11 protein-coding genes are annotated in these 10,005 nt (G+C 63.8%); 7 read left to right on the forward strand and 4 right to left on the reverse strand.

What is annotated here, in order from left to right:
- Positions 1-228: 228 nt before the first annotated feature.
- The 3 genes from amt to JNK99_RS00290 form a co-directional block, all read right to left on the reverse strand.
- Positions 229-1,710 (reverse strand): ammonium transporter, encoded by a 1,482-nt coding sequence (gene amt / locus JNK99_RS00280; protein ID WP_291846975.1) that lies wholly within the window; start codon positions 1,708-1,710, stop codon positions 229-231.
- A gap of 10 nt (positions 1,711-1,720) precedes the next feature.
- Entirely contained in the window at positions 1,721-2,059 is a 339-nt protein-coding gene (gene glnK, locus JNK99_RS00285) for a P-II family nitrogen regulator (protein WP_291846977.1), read from the reverse strand.
- Between the two features lie 290 nt (positions 2,060-2,349).
- Positions 2,350-2,517: a hypothetical protein gene (locus JNK99_RS00290; protein WP_291846979.1), complete on the reverse strand. Its 168-nt coding sequence runs from the start codon at positions 2,515-2,517 to the stop codon at positions 2,350-2,352.
- On the opposite strand from JNK99_RS00290, the gene JNK99_RS00295 reads away from it, so the two are divergent.
- The 3 genes from JNK99_RS00295 (at position 2,516) to JNK99_RS00305 (ending at position 5,559) form a co-directional block, all read left to right on the forward strand.
- Positions 2,516-2,761: an accessory factor UbiK family protein gene (locus JNK99_RS00295; RefSeq protein WP_291846981.1), complete on the forward strand. Its 246-nt coding sequence runs from the start codon at positions 2,516-2,518 to the stop codon at positions 2,759-2,761. The two genes, JNK99_RS00290 and JNK99_RS00295, sit on opposite strands and share 2 nt — an antisense overlap.
- 73 nt (positions 2,762-2,834) lie before the next feature.
- Positions 2,835-4,334 carry a YifB family Mg chelatase-like AAA ATPase gene (locus JNK99_RS00300; protein ID WP_291846983.1) on the forward strand — a complete coding sequence of 500 codons (1,500 nt, stop codon included), beginning with the start codon at positions 2,835-2,837 and terminating at the stop codon, positions 4,332-4,334.
- Position 4,335: 1 nt separating this feature from the next.
- Positions 4,336-5,559: a multidrug effflux MFS transporter gene (locus tag JNK99_RS00305; protein ID WP_291846985.1), complete on the forward strand. Its 1,224-nt coding sequence runs from the start codon at positions 4,336-4,338 to the stop codon at positions 5,557-5,559.
- Here the strand turns inward: JNK99_RS00305 and JNK99_RS00310 are convergent.
- Positions 5,538-6,830 (reverse strand): MFS transporter, encoded by a 1,293-nt coding sequence (locus tag JNK99_RS00310; protein WP_291846988.1) that lies wholly within the window; start codon positions 6,828-6,830, stop codon positions 5,538-5,540. The two genes, JNK99_RS00305 and JNK99_RS00310, sit on opposite strands and share 22 nt — an antisense overlap.
- Positions 6,831-7,012: 182 nt before the next feature.
- Between JNK99_RS00310 and bamE the strand changes: the two genes are divergently transcribed.
- From bamE to JNK99_RS00330, 4 genes are all read left to right on the forward strand, one after another.
- On the forward strand, positions 7,013-7,501 hold the full coding sequence (gene bamE / locus JNK99_RS00315) for an outer membrane protein assembly factor BamE (RefSeq protein WP_291846990.1): 489 nt from the start codon (positions 7,013-7,015) through the stop codon (positions 7,499-7,501).
- Between the two features lie 94 nt (positions 7,502-7,595).
- On the forward strand, positions 7,596-8,006 hold the full coding sequence (speD, locus tag JNK99_RS00320) for an adenosylmethionine decarboxylase (RefSeq protein WP_291846992.1): 411 nt from the start codon (positions 7,596-7,598) through the stop codon (positions 8,004-8,006).
- 59 nt (positions 8,007-8,065) lie between these two features.
- On the forward strand, positions 8,066-9,427 hold the full coding sequence (locus tag JNK99_RS00325) for a TrpB-like pyridoxal phosphate-dependent enzyme (protein WP_291846995.1): 1,362 nt from the start codon (positions 8,066-8,068) through the stop codon (positions 9,425-9,427).
- Positions 9,427-10,005 (forward strand): SPOR domain-containing protein (locus tag JNK99_RS00330; protein ID WP_291846997.1); only part of this gene is annotated, 579 nt, incomplete at its 3' end. The genes JNK99_RS00325 and JNK99_RS00330, both read left to right, overlap by 1 nt.

The following is a 10,005-nucleotide window of genomic DNA, read 5'->3' on the forward strand; positions in this document are numbered from 1 at the left end:
GAAAGCCGCCCGCTGGCCTGCACTGGTTCGCTACATCGTCGACAAAATCATCGCAGTCAAACCCAAGATGCCGCGGCACACGGCCCTGGCCCCTCCTGGTCTGGCTGCCGCAATGGGCTAACAGAGGAATTTAGGTTCAAGTGAGTGCGTCCTGCCGGAAGCACCAAAAAAGAGGGCGCCGAGACGGCGCCCTTTAGGGGGAGAGAAGGCAGAAGCTATCGAGTCAGATCAATAGTGGTAGGCGGATTCGCCGTGCGAGGTGATGTCCAGACCTTCGCGCTCTTCTTCTTCCGGCACACGCAGGCCGATCACCATGTCTACCAGTTTGAACGCCACGAGGGAGACGACGCCGGACCAGACGATGACCGTCCCGACACCCCAGAGCTGGCTGATGAGTTGTGCCGTCATGTCATAGTCACCGACCTTGTTGGCGACGTAGTCATAGACACCGGCGCCACCGAGTGCCGGATCAGCGAAGACCCCGGTAAGTAGCGCCCCGAGGATGCCACCGACACCATGTACGCCAAAAACGTCGAGCGAGTCGTCAGCACCGAGCAGGCGCTTCAGGCCATTGACGCCCCAGAGGCAGATCACCCCGGCCAGAAGGCCGAGCACGATCGCACCGACCACGCCGACGAAGCCAGCCGCGGGGGTGATCGCCACCAGGCCGGCGACGGCACCAGAAGCGGCGCCGAGCATTGACGGCTTGCCCTTGAGCATCCATTCCGCCAACATCCAGGACATGGCCGCGCAGGCGGTTGCCACCCACGTATTGACCATCGCCAGCGCCGCCCCGCCGCTCGCTTCGAGTGCCGAGCCGGCGTTGAAGCCGAACCAGCCAAACCACAGCAGCGATGCGCCGATCATGGTGAAGGTCAGACTGTGAGGTGCCATCGATTCGCGACCGTAACCGATCCGCTTGCCGATGACGATTGCTCCGACCAGGCCGGCAATCGCAGCGTTGATATGCACCACGGTGCCGCCGGCGAAGTCGAGAGCGCCCTTCTGGAAGAGGAACCCGGCCGTTTTGGTGGCCGCTTCGCCGGCCGCCGCATCGAGATAGGCGTCCGGACCTGCCCAGTACCACACCATGTGCGCCATCGGCAGATAGGAGAGAGTGAACCAGATCACCATGAAGACCAGGATCGCGGCGAATTTCGCGCGTTCGGCAAAGGCACCGACGATCAGTCCGCAAGTGATTGCGGCGAACGCCCCCTGGAAGATCACGTAGGCCAGTTCCGAGACCACCACGCCCTTCGAGAAGGTCGCAGCGACCGAGTCGACGGTGATCCCTTTCAGGAAAACCTTGTCGAGCACGCCGAAGAAGCCACCGCCTTCGGTGAATGCCACGGAGTAGCCGTAGACCACCCACAGCACGCTGATCAGCGAGAAGGTGACGAAGACCTGCATCAGCACCGACAGCATGTTCTTGCTGCGCACCAGGCCACCGTAGAACAGGGCAAGCCCGGGGATCGACATCAGGATGACCAGAGCCGCGCTGGTCATGATCCAGGCGTTGTCGCCCTTGTTGGCCACCGGCGCCGGGCTTGCTGCTGTGGCACCTTCTGCCGCCGCGGCGGCCGGTGCTGCAGCAGGCGCCGCTCCAGCGGTGGTTGCCGCCGGAGCGGTTGCGGGTTTGTCTTCAGCCCAGGCCGGAGCACCGATGCCGACGGCGCCAAGCAGGGCCAGAATGGCGAATACGCGTTTCATGGCTTGCTCCTTACAGGGCATCTTCACCGGTTTCGCCGGTGCGGATGCGAATGACTTCTTCGATTGCCGAAATGAATATCTTCCCATCACCGATCTTGCCTGTACTGGCGGATTTCTCGATCGTCTCGATCACCTGGTCGAGAAGGTTGTCGCTTATCGCGGCCTCGACCTTGACCTTGGGCAGGAAGTCGACCACGTATTCAGCGCCGCGATATAACTCGGTGTGGCCTTTCTGGCGGCCAAAGCCCTTGACTTCGGTGACCGTGATGCCTTGCACGCCGATCGCCGAAAGTGCTTCTCGTACTTCGTCAAGCTTGAACGGCTTGATGATGGCGGTTACCAGTTTCATGTTGCTCTCCATTTCGGGGGAAGCAATCGCCTCCCTGTTTAGTGATTGGTCGTCTAGAAGGTACGGTTCAACGAAGCCACGACAATACTGTGGCTTGCGCCCTTGGTATGAGCGTCGACGCGGTGAGGTCTGCCTGAACTGGACCTGCTGCCTGCCCGATGATCGAAGTAGGCAGCGCCGCAGAGGGCAGTGTGGCAAGAGGAATGGTCTTCATGGTGGATCCTCAGGTAATGAAAAAACAGAGTGTTGTGAAACCAGAAGCACATTGCGTGCCATAGATTTTTTCTGTTTTAGGTCAGATGGTTATGGCTATCTTGGTAATTGCGCGAAATCGCTGCCGCACTGCGGTTGCGCAGCTCCGGACAGTCATGCACCAGCGCGGTGCGGACGCTGCCAAGCCCGGCGCCTGTGCTAAACTCATGCCATCCCGCAACCAGTGCTCCGGTGGTGAACGCCATGCTCGACCCCAGGATCCTTGAAGAAATCGGCACACGGCTGAGCGGCATCATCGCCGCCAGTCCGGCCGGCGACATAGAAAAGAATGCGCGCGCACTGCTGGCCAGTGTGTTTGCCAAACTCGATCTGGTCAGTCGCGAAGAATTCGATATCCAGACACAGGTACTGCAGCGTACCCGGGAAAAACTGAAGGCGCTCGAGGCGCGGCTCGAGCGGCTGGAGAACCCGCCAGCACCCCCGGACTGACCGCCGGAAACCGGCGTGTCATCCTGCACCACCTGGCCTGCCGTCTGCCTTCCTGCCTGCGGGTGCCCGCCGGATGTCGCTCGCCATCGTCCATAGCCGTGGTCTCGACGGACTCGCAGCCCCCGCGGTTGCGGTCGAGGTTCATCTGGCGGGTGGTCTGCCCAGCGTCACCCTGGTCGGCTTGCCCGACACCGAAGTCAAGGAAGCGCGCGATCGGGTGCGAGCGGCGCTGCAGAACTCGGGCTTCGATTTCCCGCGCAAACGCATCACGGTCAACCTTGCACCGGCCGATCTGCCCAAGGAATCGGGCCGCTTCGACTTGCCGATCGCTCTCGGCATCCTCGCCGCTTCGGGACAGATCCCCGCCAATTCCCTGGCCCAGTATGAGTTTGCCGGCGAACTCTCTCTTTCCGGCGAACTGCGGCCGGTGCGCGGGGCATTGGCGATGGTGCTTGCGGTCGGCGATACGGGACGCAGTTTCGTTCTGCCAGGCGCCAGCGCGCGCGAAGCGGCATTGGCCGGCAAGAGCCCGGTGCTCACCGCCACCACCCTGCTCGAGGTTTGCGCACACCTGACCGGGCAGACCAGGCTGACGGCGGATGCGGTCACCGACGAGCCGATCGACGGCAGCACCGACTACCCTGACCTGATCGACGTGCGCGGCCAGGCGCAGGCCAAACGCGCACTCGAAATTGCCGCAGCGGGCGGGCATTCGATCTTGCTTGCCGGTCCGCCGGGTACCGGCAAGTCGATGCTGGCCAGCCGGCTTCCCGGATTGCTGCCCCCCATGACGCTGGATGCTGCACTCGAATCGGCGGCCGTGCTTTCCCTCTGCGGACAGTTTCGTCCCGACCTTTTCCGCCGTCATCCCTACCGGGCACCGCACCATACCGCCTCGTCGGCGGCATTGGTCGGTGGCGGCAGCGCCCCTCGTCCCGGCGAGATCTCGCTGGCGCACGAGGGCGTGCTCTTTCTGGACGAGCTTCCCGAATTCGATCGCCGGGTGCTCGAGGCACTACGCGAACCGCTCGATTCGGGGCGAATCCACATCTCGCGCGCCGCCAGACAAGCGGAGTTTCCAGCGCAGTTTCAACTGGTTGCGGCGATGAACCCCTGTCCCTGCGGATATTACGGCGATGCACGCGGGCGTTGCCGATGCACGCCTGACCAGGTGCTGCGCTATCGCAGCAGGCTGTCCGGCCCGCTGCTCGACCGCATCGATCTGCAGATCGAGGTCCCGGCACTGCCGGCCGAGGTGCTGCAGCAGGCGCCGGATGGCGAAGCGTCGGCGATCGTTCGCGCGCGTGTCACTGTGGCGCGTGCGCGACAGATCGGACGCCAGGGAAAGGCGAACGCGCGCCTCACCACCCGGGAGATTGACCACTACTGTCAGCCGCAGGCTGCGGCGGCCGCGTTGCTGAAACAGGCCATCAGCCGCTTCGATCTCTCGGCTCGCGCCTTCCACCGATTGCTCAAGCTTGCCCGCACGGTTGCCGATATCGGTAATAGCGACACCATCGAGGCACAGCATGTTGCTGAAGCCGTACAGTACCGTCGCTTCGCGAAGGATTGAAGTGTCCCAGTCGAACAACGTCCCGCTGCCGCGTGGTATCGCCTTGTTGCTGGCCGCGCTGGCCGCTCTCGGCCCATTTTCCATCGATACCTATCTGCCATCGTTCCATGATATGGAGGGGTCGTTGAATGCGACACCTCTGCAGGTTCAGCAGACCTTGACCGCCTACCTGCTGCCTTTTGCCCTGATGACCCTCTGGCATGGAGCGATCTCCGACGCCCTGGGTCGTCGCCGGGTGATTCTCGTTAATGTCGCGCTCTTTGCCCTGGCTTCGGCCGGTTGCATGTTCGCGACCAACATCGAGCAGCTCTGCCTGCTACGCGCCTTGCAGGGGGTCACCGGCGGTGCGGGCATGGTGATCTGCCGTGCCATCGTGCGCGATCTCTACGCCGGCGCCCGAGCGCAACGCCTGATCGCGCAGATCATGATGATCTTTGCACTGGCGCCCGCCGTGGCGCCGGTGATTGGTGGCTGGCTGCAGCTCTGGCTTGGCTGGCGTGCGGTGTTTGCCTTTCTTGCGCTGCTCAGCATTGCTCTCTGGCTGATCTGCTGGTTTCTGCTTCCGGAAACGCTGCCGGTACGCCAACGCCAGGCTCTGCAGCCCGGCCCCCTGGCGCGGAGCTATCGGCAGGTGCTGACCTCTTCCGCCTTTCTGTTGCTGTGTGGCGCGCTGGCGTTCAATTTTGCAGGTTTCTTCATCTACGTGTTGTCGGCACCGGTTTTTCTCATGCGTCATCTGGCGGTTCCGGCCAGTGGCTTTGTCTGGCTGTTCTGGCCCGCCATGAGTGGACTGATGCTCGGCGCCTGGCTGTCCGGGCAATTGGCCGGCAGGGTCTCGCCGGCCTGCACAATTGCTGCCGGCTACCTGGTGATGGGCGCTGCGGCGGGGCTCAACATCGGCCTCAATCTTGCCCTCCCGGCATCCCTGCCGTGGAGCGTCGTCCCCCTCTTTGTCTACACCTTCGGGATGTCTCTCGCCATGCCCTGCCTGACCCTGCTGGCGCTCGACCTGTTCCCCGAACGACGTGGCCTGGCCGCGTCCTGCCAGGCTTTTCTGCAGTCGGCTTTCAACACCGTCGCCGCCGGACTGATCGCCCCTGCGCTGTGGGATTCGACGCTGAGTCTGGCCCTCGGCATGGGCGGTCTGATGCTGCTTGGCGCCACGGCCGCAGCGCTCGACCAGCGACGCCGACTGGCCGAGACTCATCTGGTCTGCTTGCCATAGGTCTCGCGAGCAAACGGAATCAGGCAAAGGGAGAGGACGAGGCAGCCGACCAGCAGGCTGAACCCCGCCTGATAGGCGGTCGCGTCGTAGGTGCGCGCCCCTCCGGCGGTGGCGCCCAGCCAGTAGCGGTCGAGCATCCAGCCGACCGCCGGCTGCAGCAGCATGCCACCGAGCAGTGGTCCCATGTTGCAGATCCCTGCCGCCGTACCCATCAGCCGGACCGGTACCGATTCCTTGGCAAAGGCAAAGCCGATAATCAGGTTGCCCGAACAGAAGCCGGTGCACAACAGGATCACGACCATCAACCAGACCGGGATCGGCAAGAAGATGATGATTGTCCAGCCGACCAGGGCAGCCAGGGTGGTCGCCACGTAGAGCGGTCGGCGGCGACCCAGTCGCTCCGACAGCGTACCGAGCAGCGGTCCGCCGACAGCCCAGGCGATCAGCAGCAGGGAAGTGATCGCTGCCGCGCGCTTGGTCTCCAGGCCATGCACTTGCCGCAGATAAGGCACGCCCCACAGGCCGGCAAAAGTGAGCACCGCACCCGCGATGCCGATCGGCGTGATCAACAGAATCCAGATGTTGCGATACGCGAGCACCTCGCGCATGCCGTGCAGGATCGATGAACGGGGAGCGGGTGCTCCGTCGGCAGCGGTCGGGGCATGACTGCGGTAACCCAAGTCAAGCGGATCGTCGCGCACCTGCAGCCAGATGGCAACCGCCAGGGCACCGGTGAGCGCTGCCGAGGCAAACATCACCGGGCGCCAGCCCCAGGCTTCGATCAGGAAACGCAAAGGGACTCCGGCCATCACCCCGCCAGCCACGCCGCAGAGCAGAGCCAGGCCGGAGGCAAGGGCAAAGCGGTTTGGCGCAAACCAGTGCGTCGCCAGCTTGAGCATCGACACGAAAGCAACGGCCACCGAAGCGCCGATCAACAGGCGCCCGGCGCTGGCCCACCAGAAGTCCGGCGCACCGGCAAACAGCAGGCTGCCGGCGGCCGCCAGTGCCGCACCGGCAGTCAGCAGCCGGCGTGGCCCCCAACGATCGGCAATGATTCCGGTCGGGATCTGCATCAGTACGTACGAGTAGAAATAGAAGGCCGAAAGGTTTCCCAATTCGGCTGCGCCGATCGCGAATTCGTCCATCAGGCGGTCGGTCATCACTGCCGGCGCAACGCGCTGGTAGAAGCCGATCAGGTAGAGCAGTGCGCCCAGACCCCAGACGGTCCACGCGACGTTCGCCGGAGGATGGTTCTGCCCGCGCCGCGTCAACCCGCGACTCCCGGGCAGCAGGCCAGACGGCACGCGCGGCCGCCACACGGCGCGCGGCGGTACGCCGCCGGCCGGAGTCGGGATGGGGATTGGTCAGGGCGCACGGACCTCCTTGATTCGCCTTCGTCTATACTCCTGCCTCGCCGGCAACGATTCCGCCCGCAACGACAGGAGCATCGAACGTGTTGAGAAAACTCTTGGTCAGCCTTCTTCTTGCCGGACTGACCGCGATTACCATGTCCGGCTGTGACGCCGACAAACTGAGCAAGCTGCGACCCGGAACCACCAAATCCAGTGAGGTGCGCAAGCTCATGGGCGAGCCTAACCTCGAGTGGCTGGAAGAGGACGGAACGCGCACCTGGGAATATCCGCGCACACCGGAAGGCATCGTAAACCATATGTTGGTCATTGGTCCGGACAACGTGTTGCGCGAAGTGCGGCAGGTGCTGACCGCGGAAAACTTTGCCAGGATCAAACCCGGCATGAACCGGGAACAGGTGCGGCGCCTGCTTGGCCGTCCGGCACATGAGCGATATTTCTCCTTGCGCCAGGAAAGGGTTTGGGACTGGAAGACCAAAGTGGAGGCGGGCATGGAATGGTACTTCAATGTGCACTTCGATGAGGCCGGGATAGTCACCAGGACCAGCGCCAGCTCCGTGCCCAAGGGGTGAGCAGCCGGTCCCTGCCGAGGGCACTGTCTGCCCGGCCCGGCGGCGAACAACGCGGCAGCAGCCCTGGTGATGTCCGAAGAGATGGAGACTCGCCATGCACGGCCTGCACCTGATCGCCGAACTCCACGACTGTCGCTGTGCGCCGCGCCTGCTCAATGACGCCGGCGCCCTGCGCGAACTCTGTCTGACGGTATGTTCGGTTCCGGGGCTGACGCCCCTGGCGCTCGTCTTCCACCAGTTCGGCGACCGCCACCAACCGGCCGGTGCGACCGGTGCGGTGATTCTGGCCGAGTCACATCTGGCGGTGCACACCTGGCCGGAAGCGCAAGCCGTGACGCTCGACCTGTACGTCTGCAATTTCAGCCAGGACAACAGCGTGGCAGCGCGCCGGGCCTGGCGGCGCCTGATCGACGCGTTTGCCCCTGGAAAACTGGTCGGCCACGAACTGCAAAGAGGGCTGCCCACCGCCGCGTACCCGGCCGCCCCTGCCGCCTGGAGTGATTAGGGTCGTCTTCCCGGAGTATACTCCGGGCCTCGTATTGCCAAGAAACCTAGGGAGGCCTTGTGGAATCGCTACGCATCACGCTGGAACAATCAGAAATCCCCACCCACTGGTACAACGTCGTTGCCGACATGCCGACGCCGCCGCTGCCGCCTCTCGGACCGGACGGCAACCCGGTGTCGCCGGAGCAGATGGGGATGATCTTTCCGATGGCCATCCTCGAACAGGAAATGTCGGCCGAACGCTGGATCCCGATCCCGGATGAGGTCAGGCAGATTTACCGGCTGTGGCGTCCGTCGCCCTTGATCCGCGCCCGCCGGCTGGAAGAAATGCTGAAGACGCCGGCCAGGCTCTACTACAAGTACGAAGGCGTTTCCCCTGCCGGATCACACAAGCCGAACACCGCCGTGCCGCAGGCTTTCTACAACCAGCAGGCCGGCATCAAGCGCATCACGACCGAAACCGGCGCCGGGCAATGGGGCTGCTCGATGGCCTTTGCCGGGCAGATGTTCGGCCTCGAGGTGCGCGTTTACATGGTCAAGATCAGCTATCAGCAGAAGCCCTTCCGCCGTTCGATGATGCAGACCTGGGGGGCCGAGGTGTTTGCCAGCCCGTCGAACATGACCCAGACCGGCCGCGATCTGCTGGCCAGGGATCCGGCCAATCAGGGCTCGCTGGGCATTGCCATCTCCGAGGCGGTCGAGGAAGCCGCTTCGCGCACCGACACCAGCTACGCCCTGGGCTCGGTGCTCAATCACGTGGCGCTGCATCAGACGATCATCGGCCAGGAAGCGAAAAAGCAGTTCGAAAAGGCTGGTGACTGGCCGGATGTGGTCTTCGCGCCCTGTGGCGGCGGCTCGTCGTTTGCCGGCGTCGCCTTTCCGTTCATTGCCGACAACGCGGCGGGCGGACACGATGGCAAGCTGACCCGACTGGTTGCCGTCGAGCCGACCTCCTGCCCGACGCTGACCAAGGGTACCTACGCCTATGACTTTGGCGATGCTTCAGGCTTCACCCCGCTGATGAAGATGTACACGCTAGGTCACGACTTCATGCCGCCCGGCATCCACGCCGGGGGCCTGCGTTACCACGGAGACTCGCCGCTGGTATCGCAGCTTTACCATGGAGGGCTGATCGAGGCGATCGCCGTGGCGCAACTGGCGACCTTCGAGGCGGGCGTCATGTTTGCGCGCGCCGAGGGTGTCATTCCGGCACCCGAATCGAACCACGCGATCCGCGCGGCGATCGACGAGGCACTGCGCTGCAAGGAGAGTGGCGAAGCGCAGACGATCTTCTTCAATCTCACTGGCCACGGTCATTTCGACATGGCCGCCTACGACCGCTACTTTGCCGGTGAACTGGAGGATTTCGAGTACCCGGCCGAAGCCATTCGAGCCTCGCTGGAGCACCTGCCCAAGGTCTGATGAGCGTCGCAATGCGCATCGTCGTCTTCCTTCTGGTGCTCGCCAACCTGCTGCTTGTCGTGTGGGGTCGCGGCTACCTTGGTACGCCTGCCGATTCCGATGCGCGTCGCGTCGAACAACAGTTGCAGGCCGACCAGGTGCGGGTTGTCGCGCGCGGCGAAGCACCGGGTACCAGCCAGCGCAAGGAAGAGGGCGACAGGACAGGGGGGCGCAGCACCAGCGAGACTTGCCAGGTATGGAGTGAACTGGCCAGCGACGAGGCGGACCAGATCGAAAAGCTGCTGGGCGAACAGTTTGCCGCCTTCAGGTCCAGTCGGCGCACGGTCAACGAGAGCAGCGGCTACTGGGTCTACATCCCGCCACTCGCCAGCAAGGAGGATGCGACCAGGAAGACCGCCGAGCTGCAGCAACTGGGGATCCAGGATTACTTCATCGTTCAGGCCAGCGGGCCCAACCAGCTGGCGATTTCGCTCGGCACCTACCGTACCGAGGAAGCCGCCAACGCCGGCCTCGAAATGCTGCGCGGCAAGGGAGTCAAGTCCGCCAGGATGGGCGAACGCAAGGGCAAGCCGCCCTAC

Source organism: Accumulibacter sp. (assembly GCF_016789985.1).
GTDB lineage: Bacteria > Pseudomonadota > Gammaproteobacteria > Burkholderiales > Rhodocyclaceae > Accumulibacter.

Bases quoted from the DNA above. Each gene is read 5' to 3' on its own strand.
- JNK99_RS00300 (WP_291846983.1), top strand. From the start codon at position 2,835: ATGTCGCTCGCCATCGTCCATAGCCGTGGTCTCGACGGACTCGCAGCC.
- JNK99_RS00295 (WP_291846981.1), top strand. From the start codon at position 2,516: ATGCTCGACCCCAGGATCCTTGAAGAAATCGGCACACGGCTGAGCGGC.
- JNK99_RS00290 (WP_291846979.1), bottom strand. From the start codon at position 2,517: ATGGCGTTCACCACCGGAGCACTGGTTGCGGGATGGCATGAGTTTAGC.
- speD (WP_291846992.1), top strand. From the start codon at position 7,596: ATGCACGGCCTGCACCTGATCGCCGAACTCCACGACTGTCGCTGTGCG.
- glnK (WP_291846977.1), bottom strand. From the start codon at position 2,059: ATGAAACTGGTAACCGCCATCATCAAGCCGTTCAAGCTTGACGAAGTA.
- amt (WP_291846975.1), bottom strand. From the start codon at position 1,710: ATGAAACGCGTATTCGCCATTCTGGCCCTGCTTGGCGCCGTCGGCATC.